Genomic DNA, 18,152 nt, shown 5'->3' with positions numbered 1-18,152 from the left:
ATTACACGTTTAATGTTGCTTGTCCAGGCTTCCAGTTTGCAGGGCAAAGACCGCCAGTTTGTAATGCTTGAAGCACACGTAATGTTTCATCAACGTCACGGCCAATATTATTGTGGTTAACAACAGAATACATCATTTCACCTTCTGGGCTGATGATGAATAGGCCGCGCAGTGCAACACCTTCTTCTTCAATCAGCACACCGTAATCGCGTGCGACAACATGGTTCGTGTCAGCTGCTAATGGGTAGTTTAAATCACCAAGTCCGTTTTCTTTCCGGTCCGTTTTAATCCAAGCAAGATGTGTGTGGATCGTATCAGTTGACGCACCAATTACAACTGCATCTAAATCGTCAAATTCTTCAAAACGGTCAGACATCGCAGTAATTTCAGTTGGACATACAAATGTAAAGTCCATCGGATAGAAGAACAATACTGTCCATTTGTCATTTTTCATGTTTTCTTCAAGACTAACTTTTTTGAATTCTTTGTTTGGCATAACGGCATCCATTTCAAATCGTGGTGCTTGTTTACCCACCATACGTTCTGGCATTACAAATCCCTCCATGATAATTAATTTAAATAGCCATTCTCATTTGCCCCTACATAAGTTTTACCTATTTCACATAAGAATAAACGACAATATGTAACAATCTTCCGTTAATTCTCTCTCATTTTAGCATAATTAACCAGAGGAACCAAATAAAATAGCTTCCTTACTCTTCATTCCCTTTAAAGGAAATATAGCTGGTCATTACATTTACAGCAACGTCAATTGCGGCTTCATTTGGAGATAATTTAGCATGATGAAGTCCGAAGGGTGATTCGACACCAAGCCAAAACATCAGTCCTGGAATTTCCTTGAGCATATATCCAAAATCTTCTCCCGTCATCGCTTCCCTGCATTCTATTACCTTTACATCTAACTCCTGCTGTATATAATTTATAAAGTCTTTTGTAATTGACTTTGTATTATATACTTGGTGGTACATTGAACCGTAGTCGATGACCGCATTACATTCATAGCCAGTCTCGATTCCTTTCACTAATGCTTCAATCCGGTGCTTGACCTTACCCATTGATTCTGGTGATAATGTCCGAATTGTTCCTTCCAGTCTTGCTTTCTCTGCGATAATATTTTGGACTGTACCCCCGGTAATTTTCCCGATGGTAATTACCGCACTATCTAATGGATCGACATTCCTAGAAATAATCGTTTGGAGCTGATTAACGAGCGTGCAGGCAGCAATCACCATATCGTTCGTTTGGTGCGGGTAAGCTGCGTGCCCTCCCTTGCCTTTTAAATCAATGAACAATTCAGAGGTGTTGGCAAATAATAAGCCTTCTTTCACAGCAATAGTTCCTACAGGATATTCCGGGGCAATATGAAGAGCGAAAATCATATCGGGCATCCATTCCCGCATTTCAGACGATTTCAGCATGGCTTCTGCACCGCCTGGCCCTTCTTCAGCAGGCTGGAAAACAAAGATTATATCGTCGATAATAGGATTATCTACAAAATAGGTTAAGACCCCGAGAGCAATGCTCATGTGAAAATCATGCCCGCAGGCATGCATCCTTGCCTCATGTATAGACGAAAAAGGCAAGCCTGTTTGTTCACTAATGGGGAGACCATCTATATCTGTCCTATACCCAATTGTTTTTCTTGGATTTAAACCATGAACCTTAACCAGCAAGCCTGTCTTCCATTTTTTAATTGTAATCCGCTCTTGAGTTAATGACTCTAGGTAAGAAAATATGTAGGCTTGTGTCTTAAATTCTTGAAAGCCGATTTCGGGAATTTGATGGAGGTCACGGCGAATTTTGACCAAAGGGTTCATCTATACTCCTCCTTATTTATAGGTTATGTTAAAAGTGAATGTTGATCTCCGTTCCAGGCGCTTCGCTTTCCGCGGGGCGGGCGGTGAGCCTCCTCGGCGAATTGCGCGCCTGCGGGGTCTCACCTGTCCCGCTGCTCCCGCAGGAGTCTCGCGCCTTCCACTACAATCAACATTGTGCTCAAAATCAACAATGTTCTTTAACACGGCTTTTTCTATAAAAGAAGCGTGGAAATGATCCACGCTTTTGCTTACTGCTTATAATTGTCTAAGTTCTTGCATGATTTCTGTTTTTGACTTTGTCTTTTCGTCAATATCTTTGATTTTTTTAGCAGGAGTTCCCGCAACGACTGTAAATGGCTCTACGTCTTTTGTTACAACCGCCCCAGCAGCAACAACAGAACCGGTTCCTACCCTTACTCCTTCAAGAACAACTGCGTTGGCACCAATTAGCACGTCATCTTCAATGATTACCGGCTGTGCAGATGGCGGTTCAATTACGCCTGCTAAAACGGTTCCTGCACCGATATGGCAGTTCTTACCGACTGTTGCTCTGCCGCCAAGGACAGCGCCCATATCAATCATTGTTTTCTCACCGATCACAGCGCCAATATTGATCACAGCGCCCATCATAATGACGGCATTGTCGCCAATTTCAACTTGATCACGAATAATCACACCTGGCTCAATCCGGGCATTAGTATGTTTAGTATCTAATAATGGAATCGCTGAATTACGGCGGTCGTTTTCCACTACAAAATCTTCCACTTTTTCGTTATTTGCTTCTAAGACAGCATTGATTTCAGACCATTCACCAAAAACAACACCTGTATTTCCATTAATAAACGTTTTTGCATTGCTTCCGAAGTCAATTCCTGCTAATTCACCTTTAACATAAACCTTAACCGGCGTTGACTTTTTACTATTTTGAATAAAAGATATAATTTCATTTGCATCCATCATTTTCATATGATAAACCCCCTAAATATGTACTAGAAAATACTTTAACAAACAAAAGAACTGAAAACAAGAAAAATCAACCTTACTCTTCAGAAGATTCAGCGATATATTCTTTGATTAATTCCACAAATGCCTGAACTTGCTTTAATTGAAAGGCAGATTCATAACCAAGCAGCCATGTGTCACGTTTTAGCGGTTCGTTATTCTCATCAACAAGCGGTATTTTAAAAATATCCCGTTCCGTTTTGGTTAACGTTATCGCGGGTAAAATAGCGTAGCCTATTCCATTAAAGGCCATCTGTTTACACGTCTCAATTTGATCGACAACAACCGTTCTCTTCGGTGATGTTTTAAAGTTCCGCATCCACCAATCTTGAATCTCCTGGTAATAATTCGAATCACTTTTAAATTGAATAAACGGGCGGTCGGTATTTAAAACCTCTTCAGGCTTAGTGATTTCCCTATCGACTAAATAAAGCGGGTCGTTAAAGAGATGTACCTTTACGCCTTTCCAGTCAGGGGTTCCACGAATAATTCCGATATGGACCTGGTCATCGTATAAGCATTTAAGGATTTCGCTGCTCCACCCCGTCACCAGAGAAATTTTCGCCTGCGGATACTTATCAATAAACTGCTTGAGAACCTGTGGAAGCCAATTCTGGCCGACAATTGAAGCTACCGCGATTTTTAAGGTGCCTGACACCCCGGATTGCAGAGAATAAATGGTTTCACGAACCTTCTCCTGTTTTTTGATCACGTCGTTTACAAAATCAATTACATGTTCACCTGCAGGAGTTAGTGCCAGACCTTTTTGCGAGCGGATAAATAGCTTTGTACCCCAGTCTTTTTCAATCGTCTGTAAACGCTGTGACAGGGCTGGCTGTGAGACAAATAGCCGTTCCGAGGCTTTGCGCATATTCATTTCCTGGGCTAAAACGGATAATAATTGAAATTCTGATAATGAGGACAAGAGAAACCTCCTTCAAAAAAACCGTTTCTTTTCTTATTAAAAAATACAGCTCCCTTTTCGGGAGCTAAAGTTATTTTCTATTTTTTAAACCTTTTAACAATTTTATTTACTTGATTTAATACTGTGCTCCTCGGCAAAATTCCTGCAAAAAATCCATCTTCTGTTTCAACACAAAGAAACGGATGGCTAACAAGTAATTCAAGGCAGGTAATAATTGACGCTGAAATTTTAATACGTGGAATCGAGCTTTTCATGACCTCTTCAACACGTTTGTTTTCAAGTTGTTCAAATTCAATTCTCTCAAGACCTAGTATAGAATCCATAATAATGGGTGTACTAATTAACCCATGGAGCTTGTAATCTGGATCTAAGACAGGTATAGCTGTATATCCACTTTTCGTCAGCACCAATAAGGCATGCTCAAGATTGTTTCCAATTTGCACATGTGCAACCCGCTCTGATGATATCATTAATTCTTTTATCGTTAATTCCAAAAACTCTCCACTGGGAAGACTGATCATCGCCGAAAACTCCCTAATATTTGTTTTCCTTCAGACATATTCTATCATAGTTTTCGGGAGTCTGGGTTAACTTTTCACACCTCTTTAGGTAAAAAGAAAGGAACCCATAAGGTCCCTATTGAATCAAATCAAAAATTTCGATGGTAATCATATCAATATTATCAAATTGATATTTTTTAGGTTTTTCCTTCTCGTTGTATATTTCTAATTCAAATGTTTCGGTTTTCGGATGAAATGTTACTTGACACTTTCTTTCTCCATTTACCTCGAAATAGCGTTGGGCTGGCTCACCACTATTTGATTGTTCCTGCAGGTTTTTTAATCTTGTTAATATGCCTTGAAGCTGTGACATAGGTTTATCCTCCTTTTAAACACAAACAAACTATCTACATTTATGTTTCTCATTTGTCATATTTCTATCCTAATGTGATTCTTTTTTTAAATTTTTCATTAGAATTTTTTATGCCAATATTAAAAGAATAAAATAACGCTCCCCATTTGTCCAAGTAAAAATGAAAAAATTAGCTATTTTTTTCTATTTTGTATATAAAAAAGGTCCCATCGGCATGAGACCTGCAATAATATAGTGAATCTTTCTATGCTGGTGCATACTTAAAGTAATTGGTCGTGTTCGAATAAATACTGATAGCTTAAATCGATAAATAAATATTCATTACCGTTCATTGGAAATGAAAAAGTTCGGATTGTCTCTCCCGTTTCAATATCACAATACAAATCAGAAAGGATTCCCTTTTGTTCGTGACGCATTTTGATGATATTTTCCAAAAAATAAGGACGCCAGCTCCAATTTTTATTCAGATATTCAGATTGTGTTATCCAGCCGTTCTGACCCTTAAAGATATTGGCTGACTTTTGAAATCCATCCCCGTCGCAAACATACATGCGGAAAGCAATTTGGTCCATTTCCCTTATTAACACCTGAAATAATTCTTCGTAGCCGCCTTTTTTATTTTTGAAAACCAATTCCTGAACCTTAGCATGAAAATATTCTGTTGTAGTAAAAACAGCTTCTAATTTTCTCTTTTCATAGGAAATAAAGTCATGAAATTTTTCTTTTAAGCGCTGTCTTAACAGATCCCGTTCAACGAACTCGCTAGAAGGAGGATGTAAATAATACCCCTGATAATAGCGGCCGCCGTTTTTCCATGCAAACTGAAGCTGATAACTCATTTCAATATTTTCAAACAAAAGCGCCGCCCCGATTTTCCTTGCCAAAAGTGACAAAGAAAATAAAACATCATTAAAATTTACCGCCGTTGCCGTGGATTTCAATGCCTGAAGATTAATTTTCAAAATATCCGGTTCGAGCTGCCCGATTCGTTCAAAATAAAGACTTTCATTATCAATACCGGCTATGGCAATCTTTATACCATATGTCCGGTAATATTGCAGCAGATGATCGAATTGATCCAAATCACCGTGGTAGTTCCGGTCGGATATTTCAAGAACAATCCGCTTTAAACTTAATCCTCTTGCTTCAAATGCTAAAAGCTCCTGTAAAAATGGTTCGCCGTTCCGATACATTAATAGCTCTGCATTACGATTTAAAAAAATATTAACGTCCTCATTCAGCTCAAGTGCTTTTTCTAGAGCCATATTTACTAACAGCAAATCCACTTCAAATTTGTATTCATCAGGAATTTGGTCATCCTGAAAAAAGGGACCTAAGCTTATAATATCGCCCTTCGATTGATACCTTCCCAGTACCTCATAGGCAATTACACGTTGTTCATCGGCACTAAAAATCGGTTGAAAATACGGAAAACAATTTTCAAGATCCGATAGGATTTCCAATGCATCCATCCAAGTACCTCCAAAAATTTTTTCTCATTATAGGATACGCTTCACTCAAGCTTCTCGTTCTTTTCCTAAAGGATACCATTATAGCTTGAAGGATACAATCACATCCACACATAATTGAAGGCTGAGCCCTTATATTATGGGCTGGTTTTTTAGCATTTTTTCTTTTTTCGAATAATAAACTATTAATGAACTTTTCTCTTGCAATATAGGCTGTTTTTAACGAAAATACTTATGGACTCATTTATTTTATAGATAGAAAAAAGATAAGGCTGGGGGAAAAAATGGCAGATAAACTGACGAGGAGAAGGTTCCTGAAACGAGCATTTGGATCCATTCTTACTGTTTTCGGGTTGAGCTCGGGAGGCTACTTTTATGCCAATCGAATTGAGCCTACACTACTCGATATTAAGAAGCAGCAAATCAAACATCCATTAATCCCTAAAAGCTTTGATGGAATGAAAATAGTTCAATTTAGCGATACCCATCTGGGGTTTCATTACAATCTTACCCAATTTAAAAAGTTAATTAATAAAATCAATAAACTTCAGCCTGATATTATTTTATTTACCGGTGATTTAATGGACGAGCCGAACAAATATAGGGAAATGAATCAACTAGTACCTATGTTGGAACAGTTACACGCCCCATTCGGGAAATTCTGCATTTTTGGCAACCATGACCACGGTGGCTATGGTTCCGAAATTTACCGAAATATTATGGAAAGCACGAATTTCACCGTTCTTCTCAATGAATCGACAGCAATAAAACGAAAAGACGGCGGCAGCATCTATCTGCTTGGAATTGATGATGCGATGTTAGGGAAACCTGATTTGCCTTTGGCTCTGAAAAATGTGCCTGATCATCGATTTACCATTTTATTATCACATGCCCCTGATCTTGCTGATGATGCCGCTAATTATCCAATCCACTGGCAAATTAGTGGACATAGTCACGGCGGACAGGTAAAGATTCCCTTTATTGGAGCGCTTGTCAAGCCGCCATTTGCAAGAAATTATCCTGAAGGGCTTTATACAATTGGAGATGACGACCCGTTAACCCTCTATGTAAACAGAGGAATTGGCACAACCCGGCTTCCGTTTCGCTTTATGGCAGTACCGGAATTAACCATCTTCACCTTAAATTCTGGTTAAAAAAATCCTTATCACAGTTGATAAGGATTTTTGCTTTGTGATTATTGCTTTAGCTTATTATTCACTAAAAATCGTTTCTCAATTTCATCACCGGGAAGCGGTTTTGAATAATAAAAGCCTTGAATTTTATAACACTCCGCATTCGAAAGGAACTCTACTTGTTTTTGATTCTCGACTCCTTCGGCAACTACTTCAAGCCCGAGACTTTTTCCTAAGTGGATGATCGTGGATGTAATCGCTGCATCCTTTTCATCCAACAGGATATCCCTAATAAAGGACTGATCAATTTTTAAGACGTCAATCGGAAACTGCTTAATATAATTTAAGGATGAGTACCCCGTCCCAAAATCGTCTACAGAAATAGAAATACCCAGTTCTTTCACTTTCTTTAGAATAGGAATCGTTTCCTTGGTATCATTCATGGCACCTTCTGTAATTTCAATTCCTAAAGACGAGGCTTGAATATCATATTTTTTAATCATTGACTGGATAAACTGAACAAGGTTTGGGTGCTGGAATTGCTTTGGTGAAATGTTAATAGCCACATGGATATCATCGTAACCGTTGTCATTCCAGGATTTTATTTGCCTGCATGCATTTTCGATAACCCAATACCCAATTGAAATAATCAGTCCTGTATCTTCAGCCAATGGAATGAAAATACTTGGTGATATGTGACCGAACTCCCTGTCCTTCCAGCGAAGGAGGGCTTCAAAGTTTTTCACCTCTCCAGTTTCCGTGTTTACTTGAGGCTGATAATATAAGCTAAGTTCAGCTTTATCAATTGCCTTTCGTAAATGTGTCTCTAGGGTAACTACATTAGTAAAGACAGAAGAATTCATTTCTGTCCGATAAAATTGATAATGCGCCTTCCCTCTTTCCTTCACACGATAAAGTGCCTCGTCCGCATTCTTAATTAGCATTTCAGCATCTTTGCCATCGTTTGGATACATACTGATCCCGATACTTGGCGAAATAAAATATTCTTGGGAATTTAAATAAAAGGATTGTGAAAAGGCCGAAAACACCTTTCGTACAAATATATTGGCCTTCTTGCTTCCGCTATTCAAAAGTAAAATATTGAACTCGTCCCCACCAACGCGATAAACAAAACAATGTTCATTTTGAAACCGCAATAATCGTTCCGAAACCCTTCTTAATATTTGGTCGCCTGCTAAATGACCAAGTGTATCATTTAAAAATTTAAACCGATCCAAATCGATGGTGATTAATGCAAACTCGTTTGTTTTGTAGGACGGCGAAAAGATATGTTCATTCAAATGTTCATGCAGTGCTTTTCTATTAAGTAATCCCGTTAGCTGGTCATGAAAAGCCATAAATCTAATCATTTCCATATTTTTAGCCTGGTCTGACAAATCCTTTAACATGACATAAAGCCCGTTTATTTGTTCATGGACCACGATGGGAACCGTCTTTATCTGGACGATCAGCTGATTTCCTTTGCGATGCATTATTTTGCAATCCAGTGACTCAAGAGCATATCCTGAACAAGTCTTTTCTAATAACGTTTTAAATTTCTCTAAATCTTTGCCTATGATCAAATCATATATGTTTCTATTGGTCATTTGTTTTTCCGAATATCCCGTCATTAGTGCTGCTGCAGGATTAGCTTCAAGAATTTTACCTTCTGGGCTTATCATAAAAATCGCGTCTAAGTTGTTATTTACAATGGAACGATATTTTTGCTCGCTTTCAATGATTTTATTTTTTTCAATAGACCATTTGGTAATATCCCTCGTTACGGCAACGATGTAACTAATTGATTTTTCATCGTTATATACAGGGGTTAAAATAGTTTCCCCATAAATTTTTCTCCCGCCCTCAAAGAAGAATTTATCTTCAAACATGACTATTTCTTTTTTTCTTAATAATTTCTCATAGTTCTGTTGTAAAGATTTAGCATTTTCCACAGGAAGAACTTCTTGAAGGGTCTTTCCAAGAGCTTCAATTGAAAGTTTTGCTTTCTTCATCCCTGATTCATTGACAAACAAATACCGAAATTTCGGTCCATTTTCCACCTTCATAACAAAAACCATGTCTTGAACATGTTGAAAAATAATATCAAACATGATTTTCTGAATGAGGTTACTTGTATTTTCTAATTCTAATTCATTAGCTAATAATCTATTTAAATATTCCATATTATCATCCTCAAAAGAAAAAGTTCCCTGTTTTCACAATAATGTTTTTACATTCTTGTATTTCTATTTTACAATGAAATTAATTGAAAGAAAGTAATTTATTGAAAATAGTGATTATTTCACTAAAGTTTTTTATCCTTTCATTGGATGGAATGAATTTAGTAACCTAATACTACATTGATTATTTTCAATCCCAAAAAATCTGCAAGTCTTTTCAGACAATAAAATCCTTTGTTGTATTTCTATTTTCCTGAAATAAAGGTATAATGTACTTGTTGTAAAAGATAGAAAGGAGAACATATTTTGAAAGCCGATCAGAAATACCCCCTTAAAAGTGTAAACCTAACCATCGAAAACCTCGCTCAAGCAGTTTTCATTGTGAATCGCCATGCGAAAACAGCACCGAACCCCAAATTTTTATACAAATTAAAACAAGAATCATTAAAAAAGTTAATCGAAGAAGGTAAAGCTAAAAAGGTAGGTCTTCATTTTTCTGAAAATCCAAGAAATAGTCAACAGCAATCTGATGTACTCGTTGAATGTGGAAAATATACCTTTCATATTCCTCCAACTAAAACGGACTTCCACGATCTCCCACATCTTGGTAAATTGGATGGACATGTTAGAAACCCAAAAGCAACTCTTTCACTAAATACAGCAAAAGCATTATTACAAACCTATACTGGTATCTCAGATTTTGATCAGCCGCCTTCCAATCCACGAAAAAACCAGCGGACATACCAAAAACCGATTTTTAAAAAATTAGGCGAAAGATATACTTAATAAATGCAAAAAAAGCCAGGATGCTGATCTGGCTTTTTTGTTTATTAATTATCTTCAACAACGACTGTTCCGGCAATTAGATCATGTAATGATTGTTTCTTTTCGGTAAAAGCTGCCATGATATAGCCAATATAAAATATTCCCGATAAAAAACTCATTGCCAGTAACCGTCCAAATGCGCGCCAAAAAGAAATTCGGTTCCCTTGCAGGTCCGTTACTTTCAGCTTCAACAGTTTTTTCCCAACAGTTGCCTGCCATTTTGATGCGTGCATGCCCGCATAATAAGCAGTGCTGCCAATCAAACCTATTAGTATCATCAGCAGGGACAAAAACAGTAACGAGATTGCTTGCTGGTCTGTAATAACCTCGTTTTCCAAGGCTGCCGGATCTGCAAATACATCCATTGTGCCGAACCCAAAAACCATAATCACAATCATAATGATTGTTAGAGGGATTGAGATAATGATTGAGTCTAGCAAATAGGCGGCAAAACGAATCCAAAATCCAGCGAACTTTACTTGCTTTACTGGCTGTTTTTCTAAAGAATAGGGTTCCATTTAATTCCTCCAAAATAAAATTGAAAATTTCAATTTAAGTATATCATTAGAAGCAGTTCATTTATTCTTTTTTTAAAATATTTTAATAAATGATCCAATAATTTCTGTTAAGCCTTTACTAGAAATGTAGAACCTTGAGTGGAAAATAGTCTATAATCAATATATTCTAAATCTAGATTATTCCTGATACGGAAGGATGAACAATATTGGAACATTTGATTAATCAGCGCGTAAAAAACATCGAAATTTCTGGAATTCGGAAGTTTTTTAATCTAGTTTCCCATATGGAGGACTTGATTTCATTTACAATTGGGCAGCCTGATTTCCCTACCCCAGAGCATGTAAAATTGGCGGGTATCGAGGCAATAAAGGAGGATTTTACTTCCTATACCCATAATGCCGGTACAATTGAATTAAGAAAGGCAGCATGTGATTTTGTTGAAAAAAAATATGATTTACACTATAAACCTGAATCAGAAGTGATTGTGACCATGGGGGCAAGCGAAGCAATTGATATTGCCTTTCGTACGATTTTAACAGAGGGGGCAGAAGTCATCCTGCCCGGACCGATTTATCCCGGATATGAACCGATTATCCGGATGATGGGCGCCATCCCCGTACATGTTGATATTCGCGCAAATCATTTTCGCTTTACTTTAGAGTTAATAAAACCATATATCACAGAAAAAACCCGGTGTATTGTCCTTCCATACCCATCGAATCCGACCGGAGTAAGCCTTTCAGAAGTAGAACTGAGAGAAATGGCCGCGTTTTTTAGGGATAAAGATATTTTTATCTTAGCAGACGAAATCTATAGTGAGCTTACCTTTGACAAGCCTCATAAATCAATCGCCAGCTTTTTAAAAGAAAAAACGATTGTAATTAACGGGTTATCCAAGTCCCATTCCATGACGGGCTGGAGAATTGGTTTTTTATTTGCTCCCGAAAACATTGCTAAGCACATTTTAAAGGTTCACCAATACAATGTATCCTGTGCCAATTCCATTGCCCAAAAGGCAGCGTATGAGGCTCTAACTGCAGGAATGGATGACGCTATTACCATGAAAAAGGAATATCTGGCCAGACGAGAATATGTTTATCAACGGTTAATTTCAATGGGACTTGCAGTCGTCAAACCAGATGGGGCGTTTTATTTCTTTGTCAAAATCCCCTCCAGTGTCCCGTTAAACAGCTTCGACTTCGCCCTTACCCTCGTTCAGAAAGCAAAGGTAGCGGTTGTTCCAGGCAGTGCATTTTCCGATTATGGCGAAGGCTATTTCCGGTTATCCTTTGCCTGTTCCATGGAAACTTTAAAGCAAGGCCTAGATCGAATGGAGCAGTTTTTGAGCAATGAGAAAAAGATAACCCTCACTTAAAAAGTGAGGGTTATCTTTATTGTCCCTTATATTTCCCATTATTCTTTGATGCCTTTTCCTTTTTAGCCTTGTCCTTATGAATTTGATTGGCAGCGGCCGAACCCATTTCATGGGCAAACTCTTCATTTAAAACAGCAGAATCAAAGCCCTTTTTATTCTTTTGTTTAGCATCATTCTTCTTTGTCCGTTTTGCCATTTAAAACTCCTCCTATCTTCAAGCTTCCATCATAGTTTCTTGAAGGCAGGTGGAAATTATTCATTGCCAATTTAGTAATTCCAATATTTATAAAGGGCCTGGGTGCCGCTGTTTTCTTCCCCTCGTTCTACTAATTGATCATAAAGCGACTTCGCCAATGCTAACCCAGGTACCTCCATATCCATTTGTTCAGCCTCGTCTAAGGCAATTTTCATATCTTTAATAAAATGCTTTATGTAGAAGCCCGGTTCAAAATTCCCCTGGAGCATCCTTGGGGCGAGATTGTTTAATGACCAGCTTCCGGCGGCCCCCGTTGTAATACTTTTCAAGACATTTTCCGGATTAAGACCAGCTTTTTCGGCATAAATGATGGCTTCACAGACACCAATCATATTGGAAGCAATCGCGATTTGATTAGACATTTTCGTATGCTGCCCTGCTCCCGGCTCTCCTTGGTAAACGATATTCGTTCCTAGCAGCTCAAGTAGAGGATGAACTGCCGCAAAAGCAGCTTCTTCGCCGCCAACCATAATGGAGAGCTTTGCTTCCCTTGCCCCCACATCCCCGCCAGAAACTGGTGCATCAATTACCTGAATCCCACTCTTTTTCGCCTGTTCGTAGATTTTCACAGCGAGTGATGGTGCAGAGGTTGTCATATCAATTAAATAATCCCCCTCTCTCGCATTTTGAATTAACCCATTTTCACCTAAATAGATTTCTTCTACATCCTTCGGGTAACCGACCATTGTAAAAATAACGGAAGCCTTTTCCGCCACTTCCTTTGGCGTTTCGACCCACTCGGCCCCTTTCTCCAACAATTCTGCCACTTTTTCTTTTGTTCGTGAATAAACAACTAAAGGATAGCCGGCATTTAGCAAATGCCCCGCCATACTTTTCCCCATCACACCGATTCCAATAAAACCAATAACCGTATTTTTTGGAGTAAACAAATGAATCTATCCCCTCATAGGTATTTTCTTTTATTTTAGCACTATCATTTTTTTTTAGGAATAAAAAAAGCCGGAACGTCCCAGTCGTCCCGGCTTTCGTGCTCCATCTCCAAATTTATGCACATATTAATGGTACCCAAAATAATCAAAAATAAACCGCTTTTATAGTTCGGAAGAAAAGTTTGTTAAGAAGACACGGCCAAATACCTCTTCATTATTAAACACTTCGATAGAAACGGCCTGGTCCTGCTCAATCATGTTTCTGAGCTCATCAATATGTAAATCTTTCTTTAATGGAATTGGGTCCATAAAAATATATTTCTCGCGTTTTCCTTTAACTTCTAAATATTCACCGTCCAATACTTGGTCCTCGCCATAGACAATTTCCCGTTTACCAATTGCCGCAGCAAGCCTTTCATCGTGGATGCTTACTTTCACTTTATATAATTGATCCCCATCAAGGATCTCATTGTTAATACGAAAGCGGAATTGGAGCTCATTATTTTTTGTGAGCAGGGCATCTGCATATCGATTTACAATCAACTCATTGGAAAATAGCATTCCACATCCGCTCAGAAAGAAGAAACAAAAAATACCTAAAACTAAAACCTTTACGACTCGAATATTACTTCGCATTTATAACACTCCCTTATATTTTTACCATGGCCAAAATACATTGGTGATAAACGTAAAGAAAGGTTAATTAAGGAAAAATATAGATAGTTAAATGGTTTTAATCATCCAGACATAGCAAACATTAACCCGCGGCTAGAAGCAACAACAAGTGCAATTTTACCAGTTAATTTCAAATCCATAGTTTCTTTTTCCTCCTTATTGGTCCTTACCTTAATTATACAAGATAATGAAAGGAAACACTTGGAAAAGGCATAAAAAAAGGACCAACATTTTTGACATTGTTGATCCTTTTAATAATTTATTTTTTCGTTGCAAAATTAACTGCTTCGATAACCTGTGAAGTTGTCTGCATATTTAGGACCTCTTGTGCGAGTTTCTCCATGTCAGACTTTTTCAAGTTCCTAATTAAGGAGCGGGCCTTTAGAATCGAAGTGGCACTCATAGAAAACTCATCAAGGCCAAGGCCAAGAAGAATCGGAATCGCAGTTTCATCACCGGCCATTTCGCCGCACATACCTGTCCATTTTCCTTCTGCATGTGATGCGTCAATGACCATTTTTACTAAGCGTAAAATAGATGGGCTATATGGCTGATATAGATAAGAGACACGCTGATTCATCCGGTCTGCTGCCATCGTATATTGAATTAAATCATTTGTTCCGATGCTAAAGAAGTCAACCTCTTTTGCAAATTGGTCAGCTAAAACAGCGGTTGATGGAATTTCCACCATGATTCCAAGTTCAATTGAATCGGCAACCTTTTGCCCTTCAGAAAGAAGCTTTTGCTTTTCTTCCTCAAGAATCGCTTTAGCAGCTCGGAATTCATCCAGCGTTGCAATCATCGGGAACATGATTTTGAGATTTCCATAGGTGCTTGCCCGTAATAAAGCGCGAAGCTGGGTACGGAATATCCCTTGCTCTTCTAAACACAAGCGAATAGCGCGGAAGCCAAGAAAAGGATTCATTTCCTTTGGCAATTCCAGGTAGGGCAGCTCTTTATCGCCGCCAATATCCAAGGTCCGAACAACAACTGGTTTGCCTGCCATTCCTTCAAGGACTGCTTTGTAAGCTTCAAACTGTTCATCCTCGGTTGGAAGCTGATCGCGTCCCATGTAAAGGAATTCGGTCCTATAAAGTCCGACACCTTCCCCGCCGTTAGCGACAACTCCTTTTAAGTCATTGGGAGTACCGATATTGGCAACCAATTCAACATGGTGGTTATCAGAAGATACAGATGGTTCATTGACTAACTTTGCCCATTCCGCTTTCTGAACTTCATATTCATCGTGAATTTTTCGATATTGATTTACTAGTTCAGGTGTTGGATTAATATGAACTTCACCCTTCAGCCCATCGACAATCACTAAATCTCCATTGTTAATGGCTTCTGTTGCTGTTTTCGTACCAACAACAGCAGGAATTTCCAATGAACGTGCCATAATCGCTGAATGGGATGTCCGTCCGCCGATGTTCGTCGTGAAACCTTTAACAAATTGCCGGTTCAATTGTGCTGTATCAGAAGGGGTTAAATCTTCCGCCACAATTATCACTTCTTCGGCAATCATACTTGGATTCACTACTTGAACTCCTAATAAATGAGAAAGAACCCGCTTTGTCACATCACGGATATCAGCTGCTCGTTCTTTCATATATTCATTATCCATTTGTTCAAACATCATTACAAACATGTCAGCCGTTTCTTTTAGGGCTGATTCTGCATTCACATGATCAGAAGTTATCTTATCTTCAATCGGTGTGTTTAATTCCGGATCACTAAGTACAAGTAGATGTGCTTCAAAAATGGCAGCCTTGTCCTCTCCAAGGTCGATCTTAGCCCGGTCACGAATGACTTCTAGTTCCGCTTTGGATTTGTTCATTGCTTGACGGAAACGATCAACCTCTTGGGCAGCATCATCAATTTTTGTTTGTTCAAAAGAGAGATCCGGTTCAACTAAACGGTATGCTTTCGCAATCGCAATCCCATTTGAAGCGGCTATTCCAGATAAAAAAGTCATTATTCAGCCAAACTTTCTTTTTTCAATGTTTCTTCAAGGCTGCTTAGTGCATGTTCAGCATCGCTGCCTTCAGCAGCAATCTTAATGTCTGCTCCCTGGCCAATCCCAAGTGACATAACACCCATAATTGATTTTAAATTCACTTTTTTCCCTTTATATTCTAAGGTAATTTCTGAATCAAATTTACTTGCTGTTTGTACCAATAAAGTTGCTGGTCTTGCATGAATTCCGGTATCTGCGATTACTTTAAATTGCTTTTCTGCCATGTTAATCAAACTCCTTTAATATTTATCTAAAAATTTTACTTTCTCCATTAAAAATAAACATTTCTTCTCATTTAGTCAACTAAATCAATAGTAGGGTAAAGAAATAAAAGGGGAATCCATTTCGTATTTTTACCAAAAGGAAACCAATCATGTATTGTTTTTTCACCCTATGATTATGTTTATCTTATATACAAATGCTAGAATAGCATTTTCATGATTTTCAAACAACTGAAATACTCATGATTCGCAAATGTTCACAAAACCGTCAAAAATATTCATTTTTTTCATCCACAGGAATAATTGTAGCGAGAATGGCTTCTTCTAAAGATATAATATATCTTTTCTTTTCTTGTTCGGCCCAATCCAGTCTTTCCGCCATGTATGCAATCACTTGGTTCTTCCACTTTTTAACTAAATGAATATGAAACAAAATATCACCAGTTCTTCGATTGAAGAAGTCAATTGGAGTTGCAATCATCTCGTGCTCGATTCCATAAATTAACTGTGCAAATAAATCGAGCGGTAACTTGGATTTAGCAGCAGCATCTTTATTTTGCTTAACGAGGTCGTAAACAATCTCAACATTTGAGCCATAGATGGCAGCTAACCGTTTAGCCTCTGCTTTATTTAATCCTGCAGCTGTACCTTTATTAATTTGTTCGGCAACAAAAGCATGGAAATTTGCTGATCCACCAACATTGCCGCCTGAAATCGGCAAATGCTTGGTTTGGCATGGTGAGAAGCTTCTTGCTTCCTCTGCCTGAAGTTTGGCAGCTACTAAATTTACGATCGTTTCAGCCATTTTTCGATAACCGGTTAATTTGCCGCCTGCTATTGTTATTAACCCCGATTTGGACTCCCAAATTTCATCCTTCCGTGAAATTTCAGATGCCTTTTTCCCTTCCACATAAATAAGCGGACGCACCCCAGCCCAGCCTGATTCTATATCTTTTTCGCTGATTTTCACTTCAGGGAACATGTAATTGATGGCATTGATTATATAGCTTCGGTCACTTATCGTCATCCTTGGATTTAGTGCATCTTCATTATAAAATGTGTCAGTTGTTCCTACGTATGCCTTTCCATCTCTAGGGATTGCAAAGACCATTCTGCCGTCTGGTGTATCAAAATAAATCGCTTGTTTTAAGGGAAAACGGGACTGGTCAATGACAAGATGAACACCTTTAGATAATTGAATTGTTTTCCCTTGCTTTGATTGATCTAGTTCTCGAATTGAATCAACCCAGGGCCCTGCAGCGTTGACTACCTTTTTCGCATGTATTTCATATCTTTCACCGGTCAACTGATCTTCGATAAGAACACCAGCCACTTTTGTATTTTCGTAGATGAGCTCCAATACTTTTGTATAATTACTAGCAGTTGTTCCTTTTTCAACCGCAGCCTTGATCACTTCAATCGTCAGCCTCGCGTCATCTGTTCGATATTCAACATAATAGCCTCCGCCCTTTAAGCCAGCCCTTTTTACAAGCGGTTCTTTCGCCAAAGTTTCTTCAATCGATAACATCGTCCGCCGTTCGGTTTTTTTTACTCCGGCTAGGAAATCATAAACGAGTAAACCAATTGAAGTACTGAATTTACCGAAGGCCCCTCCCTTGTGCAATGGAAGCAGCATCCATTCTGGTGTGGTCACATGCGGACCGTTTTCGTAGACAATTGCTCTTTCCTTCCCGACCTCCGCAACCATTTTCACTTCCATTTGTTTTAAATAACGAAGCCCGCCATGGACAAGTTTCGTTGATCTGCTAGACGTTCCGGCGGCAAAATCCTGCATCTCAACAAGTGCAGTGCTCATTCCTCTAGACTGGGCATCCAGGGCAATGCCACCCCCGGTAATCCCACCGCCAATCACCAGTACGTCATATGTTTCACATTTCAATTTATTAACAATTTCTTTTCGGTTTAAATTTGAAAAATTCAAGGTGATTTCCTC

The 18,152-nt window shown here is 38.5% G+C and carries 18 protein-coding genes; 3 read left to right on the top strand and 15 right to left on the bottom strand.

Going from position 1 to position 18,152, the window contains the following annotated elements; translation table 11 throughout:
- Position 1: 1 nt before the first annotated feature.
- From AA980_RS01880 to AA980_RS01850, 7 genes are all read right to left on the bottom strand, one after another.
- Complete coding sequence (locus tag AA980_RS01880; protein ID WP_024031124.1) at positions 2-550, bottom strand: peroxiredoxin; 549 nt, start codon at positions 548-550, stop codon at positions 2-4.
- A gap of 163 nt (positions 551-713) precedes the next feature.
- Positions 714-1,838 (bottom strand): N-acetyldiaminopimelate deacetylase, encoded by a 1,125-nt coding sequence (locus AA980_RS01875; protein WP_024031125.1) that lies wholly within the window; start codon positions 1,836-1,838, stop codon positions 714-716.
- A gap of 255 nt (positions 1,839-2,093) precedes the next feature.
- On the bottom strand, positions 2,094-2,804 hold the full coding sequence (gene dapD / locus AA980_RS01870; protein WP_024029054.1) for a 2,3,4,5-tetrahydropyridine-2,6-dicarboxylate N-acetyltransferase: 711 nt from the start codon (positions 2,802-2,804) through the stop codon (positions 2,094-2,096).
- A 73-nt stretch (positions 2,805-2,877) separates the two neighbouring features.
- Positions 2,878-3,765, bottom strand: a complete 888-nt coding sequence (locus AA980_RS01865; protein ID WP_024029053.1) for a LysR family transcriptional regulator — start codon at positions 3,763-3,765, stop codon at positions 2,878-2,880.
- 77 nt (positions 3,766-3,842) lie between these two features.
- Positions 3,843-4,286, bottom strand: a complete 444-nt coding sequence (gene cbpB, locus AA980_RS01860; RefSeq protein WP_047771208.1) for a cyclic-di-AMP-binding protein CbpB — start codon at positions 4,284-4,286, stop codon at positions 3,843-3,845.
- A gap of 115 nt (positions 4,287-4,401) precedes the next feature.
- Positions 4,402-4,638: a YkuJ family protein gene (locus tag AA980_RS01855; protein ID WP_024029051.1), complete on the bottom strand. Its 237-nt coding sequence runs from the start codon at positions 4,636-4,638 to the stop codon at positions 4,402-4,404.
- A gap of 260 nt (positions 4,639-4,898) precedes the next feature.
- A complete protein-coding gene (locus AA980_RS01850) occupies positions 4,899-6,110 on the bottom strand; it encodes an EAL domain-containing protein (RefSeq protein ID WP_024029050.1) in 1,212 nt (403 codons plus the stop codon).
- A gap of 281 nt (positions 6,111-6,391) precedes the next feature.
- Here AA980_RS01850 and AA980_RS01845 point away from each other — a divergent pair, with 281 nt between their 5' ends.
- Positions 6,392-7,261 (top strand): metallophosphoesterase, encoded by an 870-nt coding sequence (locus AA980_RS01845; protein WP_024029049.1) that lies wholly within the window; start codon positions 6,392-6,394, stop codon positions 7,259-7,261.
- Between the two features lie 41 nt (positions 7,262-7,302).
- Here AA980_RS01845 and AA980_RS01840 read toward each other — a convergent pair whose 3' ends face one another.
- Positions 7,303-9,423, bottom strand: coding sequence for a sensor domain-containing protein (locus AA980_RS01840; protein WP_024029048.1), 2,121 nt, complete (start codon positions 9,421-9,423; stop codon positions 7,303-7,305).
- 303 nt (positions 9,424-9,726) lie between these two features.
- On the opposite strand from AA980_RS01840, the gene AA980_RS01835 reads away from it, so the two are divergent.
- Positions 9,727-10,206 carry a YkyB family protein gene (locus AA980_RS01835; RefSeq protein ID WP_024029047.1) on the top strand — a complete coding sequence of 160 codons (480 nt, stop codon included), beginning with the start codon at positions 9,727-9,729 and terminating at the stop codon, positions 10,204-10,206.
- Between the two features lie 44 nt (positions 10,207-10,250).
- On the opposite strand, the gene AA980_RS01830 is transcribed toward AA980_RS01835, so the two are convergent.
- Positions 10,251-10,763 (bottom strand): RDD family protein, encoded by a 513-nt coding sequence (locus AA980_RS01830; protein ID WP_024029046.1) that lies wholly within the window; start codon positions 10,761-10,763, stop codon positions 10,251-10,253.
- Positions 10,764-10,969: 206 nt separating this feature from the next.
- Here AA980_RS01830 and AA980_RS01825 point away from each other — a divergent pair, with 206 nt between their 5' ends.
- Positions 10,970-12,139 (top strand): aminotransferase A, encoded by a 1,170-nt coding sequence (locus AA980_RS01825; protein ID WP_024029045.1) that lies wholly within the window; start codon positions 10,970-10,972, stop codon positions 12,137-12,139.
- Positions 12,140-12,155: 16 nt separating this feature from the next.
- Here the strand turns inward: AA980_RS01825 and AA980_RS01820 are convergent, their stop codons facing one another.
- The 6 genes from AA980_RS01820 to AA980_RS01795 form a co-directional block, all read right to left on the bottom strand.
- Entirely contained in the window at positions 12,156-12,335 is a 180-nt protein-coding gene (locus AA980_RS01820) for a hypothetical protein (RefSeq protein ID WP_024029044.1), read from the bottom strand.
- A 71-nt stretch (positions 12,336-12,406) separates the two neighbouring features.
- A complete protein-coding gene (locus AA980_RS01815) occupies positions 12,407-13,285 on the bottom strand; it encodes an NAD(P)-dependent oxidoreductase (RefSeq protein ID WP_024029043.1) in 879 nt (292 codons plus the stop codon).
- 162 nt (positions 13,286-13,447) lie between these two features.
- The gene (locus AA980_RS01810) at positions 13,448-13,921 is read right to left on the bottom strand and encodes a hypothetical protein (protein ID WP_024029042.1); all 474 of its coding nucleotides are present in this window, start codon (positions 13,919-13,921) and stop codon (positions 13,448-13,450) included.
- A 298-nt stretch (positions 13,922-14,219) separates the two neighbouring features.
- The gene (gene ptsP, locus AA980_RS01805) at positions 14,220-15,935 is read right to left on the bottom strand and encodes a phosphoenolpyruvate--protein phosphotransferase (protein ID WP_024029041.1); all 1,716 of its coding nucleotides are present in this window, start codon (positions 15,933-15,935) and stop codon (positions 14,220-14,222) included.
- Positions 15,935-16,201, bottom strand: a complete 267-nt coding sequence (locus AA980_RS01800) for a phosphocarrier protein HPr (protein ID WP_024029040.1) — start codon at positions 16,199-16,201, stop codon at positions 15,935-15,937. Before AA980_RS01800 ends, ptsP begins: the two co-directional genes overlap by 1 nt.
- Positions 16,202-16,466: 265 nt before the next feature.
- Positions 16,467-18,140, bottom strand: a complete 1,674-nt coding sequence (locus AA980_RS01795) for a glycerol-3-phosphate dehydrogenase/oxidase (RefSeq protein ID WP_024029039.1) — start codon at positions 18,138-18,140, stop codon at positions 16,467-16,469.
- Positions 18,141-18,152 lie beyond the last annotated feature (12 nt).

The organism is Neobacillus vireti, from assembly GCF_001026695.1.
Taxonomy (GTDB): domain Bacteria; phylum Bacillota; class Bacilli; order Bacillales; family Cytobacillaceae; genus Neobacillus; species Neobacillus vireti.
The sequence above is the reverse complement of the archived record's forward strand: the minus strand, read 5'-3'. Positions and strand labels throughout refer to the sequence as shown.

Bases quoted from the DNA above. Each gene is read 5' to 3' on its own strand.
- AA980_RS01875 (WP_024031125.1), bottom strand. From the start codon at position 1,838: ATGAACCCTTTGGTCAAAATTCGCCGTGACCTCCATCAAATTCCCGAA.
- dapD (WP_024029054.1), bottom strand. From the start codon at position 2,804: ATGAAAATGATGGATGCAAATGAAATTATATCTTTTATTCAAAATAGT.
- AA980_RS01855 (WP_024029051.1), bottom strand. From the start codon at position 4,638: ATGTCACAGCTTCAAGGCATATTAACAAGATTAAAAAACCTGCAGGAA.
- AA980_RS01800 (WP_024029040.1), bottom strand. From the start codon at position 16,201: ATGGCAGAAAAGCAATTTAAAGTAATCGCAGATACCGGAATTCATGCA.
- AA980_RS01840 (WP_024029048.1), bottom strand. From the start codon at position 9,423: ATGGAATATTTAAATAGATTATTAGCTAATGAATTAGAATTAGAAAAT.
- AA980_RS01845 (WP_024029049.1), top strand. From the start codon at position 6,392: ATGGCAGATAAACTGACGAGGAGAAGGTTCCTGAAACGAGCATTTGGA.
- AA980_RS01850 (WP_024029050.1), bottom strand. From the start codon at position 6,110: ATGGATGCATTGGAAATCCTATCGGATCTTGAAAATTGTTTTCCGTAT.
- AA980_RS01830 (WP_024029046.1), bottom strand. From the start codon at position 10,763: ATGGAACCCTATTCTTTAGAAAAACAGCCAGTAAAGCAAGTAAAGTTC.
- cbpB (WP_047771208.1), bottom strand. From the start codon at position 4,286: ATGATCAGTCTTCCCAGTGGAGAGTTTTTGGAATTAACGATAAAAGAA.
- AA980_RS01880 (WP_024031124.1), bottom strand. From the start codon at position 550: ATGCCAGAACGTATGGTGGGTAAACAAGCACCACGATTTGAAATGGAT.
- ptsP (WP_024029041.1), bottom strand. From the start codon at position 15,935: ATGACTTTTTTATCTGGAATAGCCGCTTCAAATGGGATTGCGATTGCG.
- AA980_RS01820 (WP_024029044.1), bottom strand. From the start codon at position 12,335: ATGGCAAAACGGACAAAGAAGAATGATGCTAAACAAAAGAATAAAAAG.
- AA980_RS01810 (WP_024029042.1), bottom strand. From the start codon at position 13,921: ATGCGAAGTAATATTCGAGTCGTAAAGGTTTTAGTTTTAGGTATTTTT.